At 59.5% G+C, this 18,685-nt stretch carries 13 protein-coding genes and 1 pseudogene; 2 read left to right on the top strand and 12 right to left on the bottom strand.

What is annotated here, in order from left to right; translation table 11 throughout:
• Nucleotides 1–17 precede the first annotated feature (17 nt).
• Complete coding sequence (gene dhaK, locus ACH196_RS12745; RefSeq protein WP_396647275.1) at nucleotides 18–1,004, top strand: dihydroxyacetone kinase subunit DhaK; 987 nt, start codon at nucleotides 18–20, stop codon at nucleotides 1,002–1,004.
• Nucleotides 1,005–1,090: 86 nt separating this feature from the next.
• Here dhaK and ACH196_RS12740 read toward each other — a convergent pair whose 3' ends face one another.
• The 6 genes and pseudogenes from ACH196_RS12740 to ACH196_RS12715 form a co-directional block, all read right to left on the bottom strand.
• On the bottom strand, nucleotides 1,091–2,734 hold the full coding sequence (locus tag ACH196_RS12740; RefSeq protein ID WP_396647274.1) for an ABC transporter substrate-binding protein: 1,644 nt from the start codon (nucleotides 2,732–2,734) through the stop codon (nucleotides 1,091–1,093).
• Between the two features lie 145 nt (nucleotides 2,735–2,879).
• Complete coding sequence (locus ACH196_RS12735) at nucleotides 2,880–3,818, bottom strand: alpha/beta hydrolase (RefSeq protein ID WP_396647273.1); 939 nt, start codon at nucleotides 3,816–3,818, stop codon at nucleotides 2,880–2,882.
• A gap of 38 nt (nucleotides 3,819–3,856) precedes the next feature.
• Nucleotides 3,857–4,540 carry an isochorismatase family protein gene (locus tag ACH196_RS12730; protein ID WP_396647272.1) on the bottom strand — a complete coding sequence of 228 codons (684 nt, stop codon included), beginning with the start codon at nucleotides 4,538–4,540 and terminating at the stop codon, nucleotides 3,857–3,859.
• A complete protein-coding gene (locus ACH196_RS12725) occupies nucleotides 4,541–5,845 on the bottom strand; it encodes a M24 family metallopeptidase (RefSeq protein ID WP_396647271.1) in 1,305 nt (434 codons plus the stop codon).
• 99 nt (nucleotides 5,846–5,944) lie between these two features.
• Nucleotides 5,945–6,934: a GlxA family transcriptional regulator gene (locus tag ACH196_RS12720; protein ID WP_396647270.1), complete on the bottom strand. Its 990-nt coding sequence runs from the start codon at nucleotides 6,932–6,934 to the stop codon at nucleotides 5,945–5,947.
• Nucleotides 6,935–7,199: 265 nt separating this feature from the next.
• Nucleotides 7,200–7,295 (bottom strand): annotated as a pseudogene (locus tag ACH196_RS12715) (IS5/IS1182 family transposase); the annotation flags it as partial.
• Between the two features lie 159 nt (nucleotides 7,296–7,454).
• On the opposite strand from ACH196_RS12715, the gene ACH196_RS12710 reads away from it, so the two are divergent.
• Entirely contained in the window at nucleotides 7,455–8,366 is a 912-nt protein-coding gene (locus ACH196_RS12710; RefSeq protein WP_396647269.1) for an FkbM family methyltransferase, read from the top strand.
• Nucleotides 8,367–8,511: 145 nt separating this feature from the next.
• On the opposite strand, the gene ACH196_RS12705 is transcribed toward ACH196_RS12710, so the two are convergent.
• The 6 genes from ACH196_RS12705 to ACH196_RS12680 form a co-directional block, all read right to left on the bottom strand.
• Nucleotides 8,512–8,724 carry a hypothetical protein gene (locus ACH196_RS12705; protein ID WP_396647268.1) on the bottom strand — a complete coding sequence of 71 codons (213 nt, stop codon included), beginning with the start codon at nucleotides 8,722–8,724 and terminating at the stop codon, nucleotides 8,512–8,514.
• Nucleotides 8,725–8,994: 270 nt separating this feature from the next.
• Nucleotides 8,995–9,624, bottom strand: coding sequence for a 3'-5' exoribonuclease domain-containing protein (locus ACH196_RS12700; RefSeq protein WP_396647267.1), 630 nt, complete (start codon nucleotides 9,622–9,624; stop codon nucleotides 8,995–8,997).
• A gap of 244 nt (nucleotides 9,625–9,868) precedes the next feature.
• Nucleotides 9,869–11,947, bottom strand: coding sequence for a methyltransferase domain-containing protein (locus tag ACH196_RS12695; protein WP_396647266.1), 2,079 nt, complete (start codon nucleotides 11,945–11,947; stop codon nucleotides 9,869–9,871).
• A 27-nt stretch (nucleotides 11,948–11,974) separates the two neighbouring features.
• Entirely contained in the window at nucleotides 11,975–16,366 is a 4,392-nt protein-coding gene (locus ACH196_RS12690; protein WP_396647265.1) for a hypothetical protein, read from the bottom strand.
• A gap of 385 nt (nucleotides 16,367–16,751) precedes the next feature.
• Nucleotides 16,752–18,110: a hypothetical protein gene (locus tag ACH196_RS12685; protein ID WP_396647264.1), complete on the bottom strand. Its 1,359-nt coding sequence runs from the start codon at nucleotides 18,108–18,110 to the stop codon at nucleotides 16,752–16,754.
• A gap of 372 nt (nucleotides 18,111–18,482) precedes the next feature.
• Nucleotides 18,483–18,683 (bottom strand): hypothetical protein, encoded by a 201-nt coding sequence (locus ACH196_RS12680; protein ID WP_396647263.1) that lies wholly within the window; start codon nucleotides 18,681–18,683, stop codon nucleotides 18,483–18,485.
• Between the last annotated feature and the right edge of the window lie 2 nt (nucleotides 18,684–18,685).

Below are 18,685 nucleotides of genomic sequence, written 5' to 3'. Positions count from 1 at the left end.
AACCGGAGGAGGAACAAATGAAAAAATTCATCAATACGGTCGATACGGTGCTCAGCGAAAGCCTCGACGGTTTCGCCGCCGCGCACGCCGACATCCTCGCGCTCGGCGGCGGCCACAAGTTTATCCGCCGCAAGGCGCTGAAACCCGGCAAGGTTGCGCTGATCTCCGGCGGCGGCTCGGGCCACGAGCCGCTGCATGGCGGGCTGGTCGGGTTCGGCATGTTGGACGCCGCCTGCCCCGGCCAGGTTTTTACTTCGCCAACCCCCGACCAGATGATGGCGGCGGCGGGCGAGGTGAACACCGGCACCGGCTGCCTGTTCATCGTCAAAAACTATGAAGGCGACGTCATGAACTTCGACATGGCGGCGGAAATGTCGGAAGGCGTCATGCAGGTCGTCACCAATGACGACGTGGCGGTCGAGGATTCGCTTTACACGACCGGCCGTCGCGGCGTCGCCGGCACGCTTGTGGTCGAAAAGATCGTCGGCGCGGCCGCCGAGGAAGGCCGCGCAATCAAGGACTTGAAGGCGCTTGGCGATCGCGTCAACCGCGCGACGCGCTCCATGGGCGTGGCGCTCACCTCCTGCACCGTGCCTGCCGCCGGCAAGCCCAACTTCGAGATCGGCGACGACGAGATGGAGTTCGGCGTCGGCATCCATGGCGAACCCGGCCGCCGCCGCGCGAAACTCGCTTCCGCCGACGCCATCGCCGAGGAAATCTGCGAAGCTATCGCCGGCGATCTCGGTGCGGCCGCCAAGGGCAATGCGCTGCTGTTCGTCAATGGTTTTGGCGGCACGCCTTCGATGGAACTCTATCTCATGTACAACAGCGCCCGCCTGCAATTCGAGAAGCGCGGCATCACGATCGCACGTTCGCTTGTGGGTTCCTACGTGACCTCGCTCGACATGGCTGGCTGCTCGATCACGCTGTCGATGCTGGACGACGAGGCGGCGCGCCTATGGGACGCGCCAGTCCATACTGCGGCCCTGCGCTGGGGGATGTAGCGGCGACAAGGTTCCCGCGCTCCGACCTCTACGCCTGCGCGGATACGGTGAGGCCGTCTCGCGTCCATCTGGCCAAGTGGTTCAGGTCACGCGTCGAGCCAAACCGTCTCGAAATGCTGTTCGAGCGACTGATGCTGCTCGCATCCGTTTACCCCCTTACGGTAGGTCCGGTAGACCGAACGCCAGTAGGGCTGGATGATGATCCCGGAGTTGCGCAGGTTCAGCTCGATCTTCGCCATGATCTTGCGGCGCGCGTCGGCATCGGGTGTGGCCAGCGCCTCATCGAGAAGCGCGTCGAATTCGGGATCAGAGTAGCCGCTCTCGTTCCATGCCACGCCCGACCTGTAGGCCAGCGCCAGCACCTGGACGCCCAGCGGCCGTCCCAGCCATTCCGTGCAGGAGAAGGGATATTTGTTCCAGTCGTTCCAGAACGTCGCGGACGGCAGCACGGTGCGCTTGACCTTCAGCCCGGCCTCCCGCATCTGGCCGGCGATGGCGTCGGCGGTCGCCTTCTGCCAGTCGACCTCAACAGAGATCAGGTCGAACTCGTGGTCCGCCATGCCGGCCTCGGCAAGCAGGGTTTTGGCTTCATCGACCTTGCGGACATGCGCTCCGATGTCGGCATATTCCGCATGCATCGGCCCGACATGATGGTTTTCGGCCGGCTTGCCGTGATCGCTCAGGCCGAGCGTCAGCACCGCACCATTGTCGACGGCCAGTTGGGCGGCCCGCCTTACCCTGGCGTCGTCATAGGGTTTGGCGGCGACACTGAAGCGCGCGACGATCGTGGAGCCAGTCGCTATTTCCGAATTCTGAAGCCCCATGCCTTCGACCAGCGAAATGGCGTCGGCTGCCGTCTCATGGTTGGTGTCGATCTCGCCCGATTCGAAGGCGGCGAACATCGGGGTGGCATCGCCGCCATAGTCTACCCAGGTGATCGCGTCGAGAAGGAAATCACCCTTCCACCACGGCGCCTGCTTGCGGCGGACCTCGGCGCCGGAACCCGTGTCCCAGCGCACGAGTTCGCAGGGGCCGGTGGTGATCTTCAGCGCGTCGAGCGGATCGTCGCCGCCCTGGTAGCTGCGGTGCATGATGAGCCCGGGATAGTCGGCCATGCCGGCAATCAGGGAGATGTCGGGCTTCGGCAGGTTGAGCTCGACCGTGTAGTCGTCGACACGCTTGATTGCGCCGTCGATCGCCTTCTTGGTGCCTGGATCGATGAGCACGGACATGCGCGTGGCCACCGAATTGCCCGGCGCGCTAGCATCGCACCAGCGCGTCAGGTTGTGGATGACGTCGTCGGCGTTGAAGATGTCGCCGTTCGACCAGGTGATGCCCTTGCGGACATGGAGGGTAAGCTTCCGCGCGTCGTCGCTGGTCTCCCAGCTTTCCAGCAGCCAGGGCTCGAAGGAGAAGTCGCGGTTCCAGCGGACAAGATATTCGTTGCACTGGCGGGCAATGTTCGACATCTCGACACCGTCGAAGGTGCGCGGGTCGCGCCAGGGCTTTACCGTCATCGCCACCCGCAGGGTGCCGCCGCGCTTCGCCTCCTGGGCAGCGGCCGGACCTGGCAAGATGCCACCGAGGGCGAACGCGCCGCCGGCGCTGACGCCGAGCGCCGCCATGGTGGCCAGAAACTCGCGCCGGCCGATAAGACCTTTGCGAAAATCCCCTGCCACGGGCTCGGCCTTGGGATGCAGCGGTCTGTCGGTCAGCATCAGTCTGGTCATTGGACCCCTCCTTTTGTCGGACGCCCGGCTCGTCCGTTGCCAGATGCGGATGTGATCGCGCCGGTCTCGCTGAAAAATGATAGGGCTGCGGAAAAGTCCAAGCTGTTCGCGATTCCGCAGATTCCGTGCAGCGCTCCGCAGCCTGTCAGTAAGGCCAATAGCCTCTGGCAAGCGCGGCCACGGCATCGACGATGCGTCCGAAGGCTGCGCGGGCTCGCGGATCAGTGCTTCGCGCGCGCAGATAGCTATGTGTCAGGCGAGGCTCTTCGAACCAAAACGCCCGCCCTGCCACGGCAAGGATGCGGTCGCGGTAACTCTTGCCGTCCGAGGAAAGCGGATCGCACTCGGCCGTGAAGATCACGGTCGGCGGAAGGTTGCTGAAATCCCGGTCGCGCAATGGCTCAAGCGTCGGATCTTCGGAAGCGGCCGCGCCGCCCGTGCGGATGTAGCGATAGAATTCGATGTCGCGCACGCCGAGCAGCGGTGCCTCGGCGTGCTCGACATAGGACCGCGCGGCCGTGTCGCCGCCCAGGCCGGGATAGATCAGAACCTGGCCGATCAACCGGTGCGGTTCCCCGCGCACGGCATGCGCAACGGCTGCCGCGAGGTTGCCGCCGGCGCTCTCGCCACACAGGAGCAGCGGCAGGTCGGCCGTCGCCGATGCCCATGCGAACGCCGCGCGGGCATCATCGAAGGCGGCGGGGTGAACGTGCTCCGGTGCGAGCCGGTAGTCGACCGAGACGATGTCGCAGCCCGAGCCGGCACACAGCTCGGCACAGATGTCGTCATGGCTGTTGAGACCGCCGAAGACGAAGCCGCCGCCATGATAATAGACGACCGTCGCGATCGGCGCCCGACCTTCGGCGCGATACCTCCTGATTGGGATCGAGCGGTCTATCAAGGCGTCGCTGGCGACAACTCCAGCCGGGTAGCCGCAATGGAATGCGCCACACATCGCATCATAGATGACGCGCTGCTCCGAAATCGGCAGGTCGGCGGCTGCGGATGGGAACAGCCGGTTGACCTGATCGACATAGGCGTGGGTTTCCGGGTCGAGCAGCGTCTCGTACTTGCCGGGCATCATCTCATGGCTCTCCGCACCCGATGCCGGAACGCCATCGGTCAGAGGTCCCGGTAAAGGTCCGCGGCGTTGGCGTAGCTGAAGCGCAGCGGCACCGAGCCTTCGACCATCCACACATCGACCGTTTCGCCGGCCATTAGCCGGCAGGCGCCGGCCGTGTCCGTCACCGCACCGCCGTACAGCCTGTTGGCGAGATTGAGGATCGCTGTCTCGTGCATTGCCTGGCTGCCGCTGCCGCAGGCATCCTTGACGAGGATGACGCGGAAACCGAGTTCGACCGCGTCCTTCACCGTCGCCGCGATGCAGGCCTCGGTCCACACGCCTGAAACGAACAGCCATTCGATCTCTTGTCCGGCGAGCAGCGGCGCCATTTCGCCGCTGGCAAAGCTGCTCGCGTCCGACTTGACCAGCAACGGCTCGCCGTCGATCGGACCAATCTCGGCACAGATCGCGGTGAGCGGATCGCCGGCATTGCTGAAGGCGGAGGCGCCGTCTTCCATTACCGGATGGAAGGGTTTTGCCCCTTCCATTCCAAGGTCGACGATATAGGCGGAATGGATCAGCGGAATGGCCGCGGCGCGTGCCGCCTGCTGCAGGCGCTGCACATTCGCGACGATCGCCTCGAACCCCTCGACCAGGTAGCGGCTGTCCTTGCGGTGCTCTTCCTGCAGGTCGACGAACAACGCCGCCGCCTTGCGGCGATCGATGGACAGGTGCTTGCGCATTCAGATCTCGCCGTCCAGGAATTCGTCCTCATAGGGGAAACGTGACAGGATCTCCGTGCCGGTCTCGGTGATCAGGATCTCGTCCTCCAGCTTGACGCCCTCGCGCCCGCCCTTCTCGCCGATATAACTTTCGACGCTGACGACCATGCCGGGAACCAGGTGGCCGTCGCGGCCATAGGTGTCGTAGTCCATCGCATGGGCGATGAAGGGCGTCTCGCCATGCATGCCGACGCCGTGCATAACCGAGGTGTAGCGCTGGTCGACGAAGCGCTCGGGAATCTTCCACGCCTTCTCGGCAATCTCCCGGAACGCCATGCCCGGCTTGACGATGCCGATGTTGTGACGGACCTGGTCATGGGCCATGCGGTAAAGCATCTTCTGATAGGCGGTGGGTTTGCCCGGACCACAGCGGAAGGTGCGCGAGAAGTCGGAGTAGTAGCCGTAGCAGCCGATCGTATCGGTATCCAGCGCTAGCAGTTCCCCCGGCCTGATCTTCCTGCCGCTCGCCTCGTTGAACCACGGGTTGGTGCGCTGGCCGGAGGTGAGCAGCCGCGTCTCGATGAACTCGCCGCCCTGGCGGATCACCTCGTGATACATGATGGCGAAGAGGTCGTTTTCCGAGACGCCCGGCCGGATCGCCTCGCGCACCGCCGCGACGGCGGCTTCCGCGCCGGCCATCGAGACCTGGAGGCATTTGACTTCCTCGGGTGTCTTGACGGCGCGCACGCCAAGAATCTCGCCCTGGCAATCCTTCACCTCGCAGCCGCGCTTCTGCAGCGCCAGCGCATGCAGATGGTTGCAGCGGTCGAGGCCGATTTTCATGGAGCCGCCGCCATATGTCTTCAGCAGGTCGGCGATCTCGTCGGCGAAGGGGCCGGCGGTCTCGTCATCGCGGCCCGACACCGACGACCAGACGAGCTTCGAGGGCCTCGCCTCGTCGACCGTGTCGAGCACCATCGAGACATGGTAGCTCTGCGGGTATTCGAAGAGCACGATCGGCCCCTCGGCCGGGATGAAGAAATAGCGCGTCGAATTGCGCAGGAAATAGCCGAACATATTGCGCGAGCCGGTGGCATAGCGCTGGTTGTACGGATCGAACAGCACGACCGCGCCGTAGCCTGCTCGCGTCATCCATGCGCGCAGCTTGTTCAACCGGCCGTGCCGCAGCGCGTCGGCGTCGACATAGGAGGGCTCGGTGTCCGACAGCCACATGCCGCCGCCGGGATCGCTGGCAGCGGGGTGGCGCATGCGATCGGCGAAATCGACCTCGTCGATGCGATCCGGATCGAAAACGACAATGCTCATTGGATGCTCCTTGTCGCGGGGAACATGCCGTCTTATGCGACACAGTGCTGTGCACAAATCCGCATGTGGAGCGCGGATTTCCGCAAGTCGCCGATTCTCCTACCGCCTGCGCGCCTGAGACGGCTGATGGCCGTGCTCCTCGCGGAACGCCCTGGCAAAACTCGACATGCTGGCGAAGCCGCATGCCGTCGCCACGTCGCGCACCGGCAGCGTCGAATGGGCAAGCAGGTCGGCGGCACGCTTGAGCCTCAGCCGGCGGTAATATCCGTTGGGCGAGATGCCGAGTTCGGCGCCAAAGCTGCGTTCGAGGCGGTCGGGGGAGACCCCGAGCCTTCCGGCAAGGTCGGACATCGCCAGCCGCTCCTCGACCGCATCCTCCATGATGGCAATCGCCGACAGGACCAGTTCGTTGCGGACGCCGGTGCGCAGCCTGAGCGGCATCAGCTTGCGGTCGACGCTGGATCGCAAGGGGCTGTGCACGAACCATTCGGCGACGCCGGCGGCGATTTCCGCGCCGCAGTCGCTGGCGATGATCTCCAGCATCATGTCGAGGCTGCCAACCCCGCCGGCGGAGGTGAAGCGCCGGCGGTCGATGACATAGAGATCGCGCCTGAGCTCGATCTCCGGAAAGGCTTCCTTGAACGCCGCCTGGCTGGTCCAGTGCAAGGTGCAGGCATGGCCGTCAAGCAGGCCGGCCCTGGCGAGGAAGAATGCCGCATCGGCAACCGCACCGATACGGGCGCCGCGCCGAAGGCCTTTTCGAATCCAGTTGACCGCATTGTCGGCCACGACATGATCGGCATCGCCCCCCGAGCATACGACGATGCGATCGACCTCTGGCGCGTCTTCAACGGAAAAGCCGGGTTCGATGACAACGCCGTTGGACGCCTCGATCCTTCCGCGCGCCGCGCCGACCGTGATCCACTGATAGCACTGCCGCCGCGCCAAAACATTGGCGGCGCGCAGCGGCTCGATGACCGAACTGAACGCCATCATCGGAAAGCCCGGAAAGATCAGCACTGCGAAGCTGATCGGCGCGGCGCTCGCCGTCGGCTCGTTGCGCATCCGGCTGGTCAAGGCTTGCGGCATTCCGACACTCGATGGTTTTCGCCGACAATAGTTCTACCCCGAACCCGGCAGATCAATGCAGTCCGATCCCGCGCGCCACCAGCCGTCATGACGAGGGGCTTGCCACATCAGGCAAGCGCTTCCTCGCCCAATCTACGGCCCTAAAAGGCCCTGAGGCAAAATCCCACCTGCTGGGGCGCGCCTTCCGAAAGAATTCAGACGGTAGTGGGTCAGTTTGGTCAAACTGACCCACTACCGTCTCCTTTATCCTGTCCGAATGGACAACCGGAAGGAACGAACCGACGAGACCCTGTTCCCGGTCGTTGAGATCGCTTGCGTACCGCGTTGACGTCCGCGCATACTCGCGACGAGTGGTTTTCGTCTAGGGCATAGGTGGCTCCGTTCAGTCTGGCAACCGAACTGAATCACATCCAACTGAAATCGCCCGATTCTTTTCGGGGCAGGCTCTTAAGCGTTCAGACGTTCGAAAAGTGATGGAGCGATGCAGACAGGATCCGATCGAAAAGTGTGGTTGTCCGACATGGCGAAGCTGGGAAGCCAAGACCTGGATGCATCCCGCGCCACCTTTCGAAGACTCGCCGCTGCCTTTGCCCCTCACGTACCGCCGAGCCATCTCGACGCCTACCGTCAAGCTGCGCATGCGACTCTGAAGTTGCAAACGTCGTTCAGTCCGGTCGCCGAGGCAGTTGCACCTTTAGTAGAAGAGGGGAAGATCTGGTTGTGGTCCGGTCCTTGGGAATATGGCGACTTGACAGCACTTCACACCGTAGTGGACGAGATAATACTTCGTAAGGAGTATTATTTTCGAACCAACCAGAGGGACGCACTGGTTATCGACGCTGGCGCGAATTTTGGGATGGCTACATACTATGTAAAGCGAATGGGGCTGACATCTCGCGTGATCTGCTTCGAGCCCAACCCTGAATGCTATCAACGCCTGGTGAGAAACGTTGCCGCCAATCGTTTCACCGGCGTAGAGATCCACAACGCCGCGCTTGGCGAGACGGATGGTGAGGCAGATTTCTACTTCTCCAGCGACCGGCCGCTTGCAGGGTCGCTTTCACCCAGGAACGCAAAAGATAACATCCGATGCGAGCCAACGGCCGTCCGTCGCCTATCCACCTATCTCGATCAGCCGATTGCCCTTCTGAAGCTGGACATCGAAGGTGCCGAAGCCGATGTCCTCGAGGAGGCAAGCGGTCGACTTGCCGTGGTCGAGAACATCTTCTGCGAGGTACACCCCGTGCATGGCGAAACTCCGAGCCTTCTGACACGCACGCTGGCTGTACTGGAACAGGCCGGCTTTTATGTCCACGTCGGCCGTTCCCCTTGGTCCGAACGCGCCCACGCTGAACGCCCGCTTACCCGCGCCAGCCACCCTTATTCGCTTAGCGTCTTCGCAACACGGAATGCAGCGCGACCGGCCGCCTAAAGCTGGTTTCAGCCTGCGCCTGTTTTCAGACGCGCTGTCAGATGGACATGGCCAACTCTCGCAAGCAAGAAAGGCGCATAGATTCCAGAGACCGCTTCGCCGGCAGCGTTTGCCGGACCGCAGGCGCCTCGGCGAGGACACCAACTCATGCCTGAGCATCGTTATATCTGTAAGACTCGAAAGCGGCTATCAGGTCGTCAAGTTTCGATACATCCATTTCGGTCCGTTGTCGCATTGTTGCAGTGATGTCGTTTCCGTTTATGAAATACCGTTTGCCAGAATTCAGTTCTTTTAGGTCCCCTTGCGCGATTTCCTTCCTGTTTTTAAGCCACGATATTGTATCGCTGAATTCATCCATCTATTGTCTCCACGTTAAGACTTAAATCTAAGCTAGATATCAAAGCCATAAAGGCTCTTAAGGACACAAAATTGGACAACTACAATCAATTTTTCTGTAAGGCTTTGAGCTTTTAATTCGGCTTTGGAGTGGAATCGCATTTTTCGCTTCATCCATTGCAACAATTACGTTCTGCTTGTCTTCGGCAATCGCGGAATTCATAGCGAGCACCCGATTTTTGATAGCTTAGAATGAAACAGGCCCATTTTTGCAAGTGACTACTATTCGACATCAGTCCAGCCGTTCTGGAAGTCTTTTCGTCAGCAAAAGCGAGAACAGGTGGGCATAACCTTTGGCATCGTCGATTGCGCGGTGACTATGACTATGGCCGCCCAGCCACACGGCCGGATAGTTTTCGCGGCTGCAGCGCCGGTAGTCCCATCCCATGCTCGCCACAACCAGCGAGGGGATATCAAGTCCCGCCCCGCCGCACACGCCTGGCTCGCGAGGGCGATCGAAAAGCCGAGCCCCGACGAATCTCTTGAGGTACCAATCGACCCACGCCCCATCGAACGAAATAGGATGGGCGACGAAGATCGCCTTGCCGGGTCTATCGGCGATCCATTTCGTCCAGGCGCGAATGGCTGTTGCCGGATCCTTCGGGCTGCTTGTCGCCTCCTGCCATGCGGCAGGTTGAGATTCCCACCACGCCATCGTTCCGGAGTCTTGCCGAGCGTCCTCCAAAGGCTTTAGATTTACGACAAACTCCGCCAGTTCGCACCCATCATGGTCAACAGCTACCGATGCCAGGCTCAGCATCGAATGGACGCCGGGGTCTGGGCCATCAACCTCAACATCGGTCACGATGAAACTGGTCGGGTCCCGCAAGGGCGACCGGTAACTATGACTCATTTTGTACATAGTCCTCGTCGCTTGGGCAGCCTTTGGCATTTGGCTGAAACGGGGTTTTCAACCCAACAGACTTGCGTGATCGAGGGAGCACCACAGTCAAACAAAAGCGACCTCTGATCGCTGCATTGTTATTCTTCCCGCTCGAACCCGATGCACTGGGCTGAGGCGAAGCAGATCCAAACCGCGGCAACGTGGACGCGAAGGTGTCCGTCTAACACCTTCTGCCCATACGCACGCTTTTCCGACGACACCGCTACATCTGAAGCTTCTGAGCGAATTCGAGGATCTTCTTGTCCTTGGGATCGATCTCCTGCGCCATGCGAATCGACTTCTGCGCAGCATTTTTTTCGCCGGCACGACGCTGGCCACGCGCCAGGTCAAACCACCTGCGAGCACTCTCGGGCTCGAGATCCTTTAGCTTTAGAAGGTACGGCAAGGCGTCTTTGGCATCGCCATATTTTCCAAGATAGCGTGCAAGGACCTGGTTTTCGTCAACGGTCAACGGGTCGAAGAGGGACAGTGGCTCAGCGAGCTTCGCGGCGTCTTCCCTCGAATCCGCGGAAAGAGCAGCCCTCAGGGCACTGGCGACCCGCTTTCTGACCGCGTCCGAGATCGGCTTAAATTTGTCGTCGACAAATTTCGCACTCTGCAAACTCGCCAATATCCTGGCCGACTCAACCAGCTTGCCTTCCCGGTATTCGAGCCGGGCCGCGGTGAAGGCCGCCGCCTTCAACTTCATAAACATATCCGGGGCCACATCTCCCGCGTCGTACAGCACTAGGATATCGAGTGCCGGTTGAAAACTGCGCGCCCGCAGCGCCGAACTGATAAGCTTTCGTACGCCAACCGCGCTTCGAGGTGCTACCGAGATTATCTGCTGGTATATCTCGAATTCCGCATCCGCTCCGCCGTCGGCCGTCAGATCAGTAGCGGCCTTGAGCACCCGTCTTGTCGCAAAACCGTCGCCTGGCGAGATATGAAGAACATAGAGCCAGCGATTGAAGATTTCATTGGCATCTCCAGCCCGATCCGCCTCCTTGCCCGCACTAACGGCAAGCGCCAGGACGGCTGACGCGAGCTTCTTCGCACCAGGATTGTCTCGATCGACAGACAGGGCGGCGTATGTGAGTTCGATGAAATCATCGACCCGCCCCGACGCTTTTGCCGTGTTTGCTGCAAGTGTTATCTCACTCAGAAGCGACGATGTTGCCTTGCTTTTGCCGCCGAGCTTCGCCGCAAACCTGGCCGCGCCGATCATCTCAATTTCACGCTTTTCCATACCAATTCCATCCTTTGTGGCTAGCTCTGGATTCTCACTCCCTCCGTGCGCTTCTTCCCTCTTGACAACAGACGCCGCCGCCTTCTTTTCGAGCGGCTTAAATCTCCGTTTGCTCAATTGATCCACCCTCGCCTTCCTGCCCCTGACGATGATGTTCTTCTTCCTTCCCCGATCCTGCTCTGACGCTATCGGCAGACCTTCCACGATCTGGACAGCATCTATTCCATACGCCCACAGCGAAAGCTCCAGTTGAGCCGGGAAGAAGCCGCGCTTCATTGGCGACCCGGACACGGGATGTATCGGATACATGCCTGGGCTGTACGGCCTCTCGATAAGATTTCCATTCTCCAGGAACCGCCTGACCACGGCTTTCAGGCGGTCACCCCACAATCCACTTGTATTCTCAGCGACGTACCGGACCTTATCGGATGACAACACCGGAAATGCTCTGGCGATAAAACCCGCCCTGGTCTCGGTATTGGTTTCGTTATTCCGGCCGTCCGCGCCGAACAGTTCAATAACGGTATAGCTATCGATAAGCCCAGAGATCGTTTTGCCGTGATTCAGATTATAGTTTTCATACACGACGACTTCGCCATCCGGCTTCAATACACGCGCAATTTCCGCCAGAAATGCCTGCTCATACTCCGTGTTCAAGCTGCTCAGAACATCGTTGACCAGGACTTTGTCGACAGACTCCGATGGCACCTCCAGATAGCCCTCGTCGAATCTGGGATATTCCGACCCATAAGCGGCGCCGATGAACGCGGCGCCCTCTTTGGTGTGATCGCGCCCTACGTCCACGCTATATACCTTGCTTGCCCCTTGTTTCAGAAGTAATGGCGTAAGGTGACCAAACTTGCTGCCGCAGTCCAAAACAACGCTTCCAGCGAGGGTATCGACAAACGCGTCGATCTTCTCCACCGCACTCTTCCAAGCGCCTTCGGCATAACGTTCTGATATCCGCAAAAACTTCTTCCCGGCATTCCTGTTCATGGCATGCTGCAGGATCGACTTGTATTCGCGGCCTATCTCGACATCCAACCCAGTCACATACATCTTCTCACCTGTAACCAGCGACTACTCCGACAGGGCTGCCTTCGAAATCTCGGCCGTCAGCGCGGGCGGCGCCATGCCGACCGCTTCCATCACCGCCTGAGACACCGGGATGAAGCTCGACTTGGAGGATGCCGCCGACGGCTTGATCACAAACCCCGCAATGTTGAATCTGTCCGCGGGGTTCGCCCTGTTCTCGACCAGCAAATCAAAGCCATCGGAATTATAGGGCACGGGCCTCGGCAAGGGATGCGCGACCAACGTCAGCTTACCCTGTCTCTCCGGGTCGGCCTGCTTCTTGGTCTCATAGATGACCTCACCGGTGGCGGGCAGGACGATCCGGCCCTGACTGTCGGCGACATCGAAGACCAGACCGCAGATCTGCCCCGCCGTACCGTTGGAATACCCGAAGGTGGAGCCTGCCTTCGCTTCCACGACCTGAACCGAGAGAAGGCGGCTTGAACGCTCCCTCAGCCGGGCGTGACGCGAGACTTTAAGCGATGCCGCAGGCACATAAACAACCTGCTGATGCGTCAGCGTGTCGTCCTCGATGCGGGCCGCGACAGGTGATTTCAGGATGCCTTCGGCCAAGCCTACAACGTGCTTGCCCAGGACGCGGGCAACGCCACGTTTGAGATGGACGTTGTCGAGAAAGAGCTGCGAGGTTTCCACAGTCCCACCATCGACCACAGCCTTCAGAATTTTGTAACAATCGATGACGGGTATACCGCGAATTGCAAGCGTCACCATCAGCCATTGCTGAAATGGGAGTTTCCGGTCAAATCTATTCTGGCTTGGAAATATGACAAAGACACAACGACAGCCCGCTTTGGCCGCCGTATCGATCAGGTTAAGCATGTTATTGATGGTTTCTTGAATCGATGTTTCCCCCATCAGGAGAAACACCTCCTCGTTCACACAATAATCCACTATGCAAACGTTATATTTCGAAAAATCGATCGCAGGCAGATGATACCCGACGGCGACTGTACCGGAGGCGCCCAGCGAATAATTGCCGAACTCCGCGACCCGCGGATCGCTGGATATCGCACTGGCGAAGCCTTGCGTCAGAAGCGAATTCGATGTTCCCGTCAGAGCTATCTTCAGCGGACTCTGGGGGGCGCTTCTGCCTTTTGGGCCGCCTTGCGCGACCTCGACCGCGTTCTGGGAATTCTTCGGCGTTGCGCCTTTGGCACTGTCTTCGTTCTTGGCCTTCGCGACCTTCCTGGGTGGGGCAGACTCGACCCGCATATCCGGCTGCTTGGCGATTGCCGGAAGATGCGATCCTGTCGCCGTCTTGAAGCTCGCCCGGGCAAGCGGCACCCCAAACCGCGAAACCACTACTTTCTCGATTGCGTTGGCGAGGTTCCGGCAACCTAGTTCAGTCAGATGGCGGTGATCCTTGTAGACCTCCTTCTGTCCGTCGAAAACGTCGACCATGCTGACGACATGGGCGTAACGCGTTGGCTCCGCAGCCATCCGTTCGAAAACTTCGTCATAGAATGCACTTACGGCCTCTCCGTACGGTCGATCATATGATTTGAGCACGACCGCCGCCTTCTGACGAAACATCGCGTCCTCTCCGGACGAGCGCGTGTACTTCCCGTAGCCCATCACGGGCTGGAGGATCGTGAGGTAGTTGATGCCCAGTTCCGCGGCGAGGACCCCGGCCAATCGCTGATTTCGGCACCAGACCTCGGCCGGTGTGGCCGGGTCCGGATATCCCGGATTGGTCGTCGCGGCGAAACCCGTCGCTTTCACCAGATCGGTGAGATCGCGGCTGTACTTGTGAAGGAACGGATAACCCTTGGCATTGACCAGGTAGCCAATGTCGCAAATGCCTGAGAGAGCCACGATGAGATCGGGTTTGATCGCCGGAGCATCACGAACGACGCGGATGACCTCCTGCGACGAGGAATGTCCTTTTCCAGCGCCATTGTAGATGGCCACCGAATAGCCTTTGTCCGCCAGGTTTTGTCCGAGAAACAGGCTCCAGGGATAGCTTGGCCAGAGGCTCGTCGAGTTTCCAATCGTCATGATCTTGAACTTGGCCTGCGCGGCATCCGTTACGCCGGGCCATATTTTGTATCCGCCTTTGTAATGTGGATGAGCCGCACGCGCATTCACCTGACCGAGCAACGGGTCGAATACGCCAATCGATTGAGTCTCGACTTCGGACAATTCCTGATCTCCAATTGCAGTTTGTCGGTCAAAATTGCGCTTCCCCTTTCCGGGGAAGGCTGAGTCGCCACCAATAATATTTGCGACAGCGTCCCAAGCTCCACGCCAGATGCCATGTCTTTCCGGATCGCTCGCTTCTCGTAAGCCTGACAAAGGAGGATCACCTGCCGGCCCGAAACCGCCAGGGGGAGAACGCCTGGGCAATGCCTCATCGATGGAGGAAGCAATGCCGCGAAGAACTTCAGCGTCGGCGGCACTTTCAACAACGAGATGTCGCGCCTCGCCGGCCACGACGACCGGGTGGCATGCCTGTTCGGATAGGCTGACAAGGAAGCCTGCGAGAGTCACCTCGCCAAGCTTCGACGAGCCTCTTGAAGCTTCGACGACCAGTTGGTCGAATTCGGAGTTGATCGAGGGCCGCGAAGCTATGGGTTCCGCGCGAACATGGTATCTTCGCGTCTCGATCGGGCTCGCCGGTGCCGCACTTCGCCAGATCTCTTCTCCTCCAACCAACAGACGCCCGTCGCTGAAATGTGGGGCAATCACTATTCCCTCCAACCGCCCGACGATTGGTGCGGAGATGCTCAGCCGAGTTCCATCGCCGAGCCGGACAGCGGCAGGCGTACCGCGGCGCTGATCCGCCTGGATCGTGCCCACCACACGTGTTGCCTGTATCTCGTCGATGCCGACGAAACGGCTGGGGTAGTAGCGTAGGTGCGAGGCGCCCGCCGGCTTGGCCGGAGACGACTGCGCGATCTCGATGAGTTGCTCCACGAAAAAGTGACCGATGCTACGTTCCACAGCTTTGGAGAGTTGCAAGGGGTTGTCGAAGAAGGACCCCACTTCGACGCTCTGGGAAGCTGCGACCTGGTCAAGCAATGCGTAAAGATCGAGAACTGGAATCCCCAAGGGCCTCAGCTCTGTCGTGAGCAGTTCGCAGAGTGGTTTGCCAACGCGAAAACGATTCCTGGAGGGAAGAACCACGACAACAACGCGGCAACCCGCTCGACCGGCGTGGTCGGAAATCTGGAGCAGCGGGTTTAGCACGGTGTGAATCGACAGACGCCCCGCATGCAGGGCAACTTCCTCTTTTGCACTGCACTCGATGACACAGACGTCGCAGCTCGCAAAGTCAGCCTCGTCCAGCTTCTGCGTCATGGCGACGACGCTGGATGGGCAAAGTGTATATTCGCTCCGCGTCACAATTCGCGGATCGCCCGCAATGGACTCGGCTATGCCGGAAAGGGCCTGGGCGCCGGAAGTGCGGCACAGCATTACCCGTGCCGTACGAAGCGGCACCCGCGACTCCACGACAGCAGGAAGCCGCGGCTTGACCTCCGGCGGCAGCCAGGCTGGCTCGGGGCGGGTAGAGAATTCATCCCACCGGCTCGCCACGACAGTGCCGATCTTTTTGCCGAGCGCCGATAGTCCCGCCGCGTCCACCGTCCAAATACCGGTGAAGGTCTCAGGTCGATCCAAAAATAATTCAGATGCATCGACCACATGCCCAATTTTTTCAGGCGCAGAACCGATCATGAACCTGACGTATTCGTAGAAATATGCCATGTTCCGATGGGCAATATCCTGCTCTCGCTCACCGCGTATTCCAGATTCGGTGAATAGTTTTCGTTGGTCCTCGGTCAGGCTTCGAGCACCAAGCCCCGCGACCGGCTGAAGAATAGTAAGAAGATGAGCGCCCAATTCCCGTGCCGCCAAAGCAGCCAGGCGCTGATTGCGGCACCAAACCATCGCGGGAGTTTCATCATCCGGATAACCCAGGTTGACCGCATTGGCCAACCCAGACTGCATTACCAGCGCGTCAACGGCCGTGGGCTTTCCCAGGTGAAACGGATAGGGCCGCTTCGTGTAGCCCCATGCGGCATCCGGGGCGCCTGAAAGCGCGATGATTATGTTCGGGCGAATGCCGCGCGCATCCCGCAGAATACGCAACAGTTCCTGGGGTGAACCACTACGGCGCCCCGAACCATTGTACACGATCGGCAAATCTCGACTTTTGTTGCGGAGCGAGCGCGCCAAGGCATAGCTCCATGCCTGATCTGGCCAGGAGGTTGCCTCGTTTCCGATCACCATTATGCGGAAACAATCGTCTTTCGCTGCAACGTTTTCGGGCCAGACTTTGTAGGCGCCGCGAAAGTCCGCGTGTTCTCCGCGCGCATCGACCTGCCCGATCAGCGGGTCGAATATCCAGGAATCGGACCCAAAGTCCCCTGGCATCAGTCGTGGCTCGTACGGGGCAAAATGCACAATCTTTTCGCACCTCTAGAGGGAACAAGACCCGGAACGCAGTTCGCCTCGAAATCGAAGCAATATCCGGGCCACTTTCCGGGACGCCCCGCATTTTTCGAGTCTGTGCGACTCTCTGTTCGGGCGGCGCAGTCTGCCGATCACCGCAACGATCACCGTTGCGAATTGCTCGAACGACGGTCATCAAAATCGTCAGGCTGGGGCTCAGCGCCGCGCGCCGCGTGACAGCGAGCCGTTATCGACGAGCATCCTCGTCGCCTGGCAAAGCCCGTGGCCAGCGGTGCCAACCCCGAAGACCAGAAGCGAAGGGACGCTGCTCTCCAATCGCAATTCTTGTCGACACACTTAACCCCGATCAAACGTGGGTCAGCACCAATTTTCCACGCCGGCTGTCAACGTGCGAATGCAGACGTTTCCCAATCTGGACCACCAGCACCGAAAACGCTGCCAACAACATTGCGGCGACCAGAAGCATCGAGGTCATCCATACAGATTTGTCCGCAGGGTAAGTCGGCCCATCGACGATTTCAGACTCAAATCGCACGTCGTTTTGCTTGGAGAAAAACTGCTCCAGCTCCAACACGCTCTGTCGAACGACACGAACATTTTTAGAAAAAGAAGCCTTTCTTTCGACCAAGCTATCAAATTTGCGCTCTTGGGTCAGCAGATTCTGAACTGCGGGACCATATGTAGAACGTGACGTGCTATCCAGAATGTCTCCAATCGCCTTTCGAATCCCATCGGCGACGTCTGATATCTCTCTTTCCACCGCAAACTGCTTATTGTAGGACGCATCGATACTGGTGAGTTCCGCCTCTTCTCTGGCTTGTATCAACCGAACCTCGAGCTCGAATTTTTTAAGAAAGAGCCTAACCAGTTGAGACAGAGGAGTGCCGCCGTGCTGACGAACCATAGCCTCCAATGCTTCGGTTATCTGATTTATTCCTGCGTCTACGTCATCCAAATCATGCAGTTTCGCCGACATGTGACTTTGAACGCGGCCCACAAGATCGGTACTCCCCAGTCGAACGATTCGATCCGCATTCAATTGCAAATGTGAAACTATCGCTTGTGCTATCGATCTGGACCCTGCCATGTCGTAGGTAGAAACATCGATTGTCAGGCTTCTCGACAACTGGTCCGGCGACACAAGAACAATACTTTTCCAGCAATCAACCAAATCTTTGAAGTCGATGCATGCGTTGTTGCCAAGCACCGCAGTCTGGCTTGGTCCGTCGAGAATTCCCGCGAGAGCAACGTCCGATTTGACAGCCTCGACCATTGCCTCGCTGACAATGTAATCGCTGAGAACGGCTGCTTCGGACGCCGCAAAGTAACCGAGTTCGCGAATTCTCAGGCTCACTGCCGAAGGCAGATTGTCCAAGTCCACAAAATCAGATGAAAACCTCAAATGCACAAGCGCGGAATGCCGGTTGAACGAACTAAAGCCTTGGAAAAGCAGGGCCAACGCGGTCAACAAAAGACAGATGGCGCCCACAGTCCAAGGCATCAGGCTGCCTTGCCGCACTTTGGGTGGAGGCGCTGCAACCAGCCTGATCGCGCCATCATTCGGCGTGTCGGTATCAGACAGGGAAAACCGGCTGGGATTGCGATAGATACCGTCGGAAATCTCTTTGTAGAACGCGCGAGCGTGCGCGCAGTGGCTGGTGATACGATGAAAATCCTGCCTGGACGCAGCGTCGCTTGCGCTCATCCGGTCGCCCTCATCGAAAAGGGAAGCGGTCTCCGCGATCTCAATCGCATGCCAGCATCAGCGCCCACGGAAGGCTGCTCCTAGCGGAAATCGGATTCTTATCCTTGCATGTTTGCTGCACTGCGAAAAGAGCTTTTTTCTCCTCTCAAAAAGCAAGAGTCAAAGGCGAGGCACATTGGCGCTCCTGGGCTGGTTGACGTTGATCGCACCGCTAATCCCACCGGACAATCCTCATCTCGCAGTAGCCGAATTCGTGGGGAGATGCTCAGCGTGGCTGACTGGCGCACATGCAAGGATAGAAAGTCGAACCGGTTGCCGAAATCTCGACCACCCTCACGATCCGGAGGCGATGCGCCGGACCGTTCAAGGCGATCAATTGTGTTGTATGGGATCGATGTGCATCGAGACGAGCGTGATGACCGCAAGTGCAATCTGCTCTTCATCCCACCCTGCTGCGGTCGCCATGTCCAACAGGCCGGTCACCGATGGCTCCAGCGCAAAGCGGCAGGTTGCCTGATAAAGCGGGTGATCGACAGAATATTGCGGTGGAATGATCCTGTTTGCCGCCGGCATGC

Source organism: Mesorhizobium sp. IMUNJ 23232, assembly GCF_044326205.1.
In the GTDB taxonomy this organism is placed as follows: Bacteria; Pseudomonadota; Alphaproteobacteria; order Rhizobiales; family Rhizobiaceae; genus Kumtagia.
Note: the sequence above shows the minus strand (reverse complement) of the source record. Positions and strands in the feature narration are given on the sequence as shown.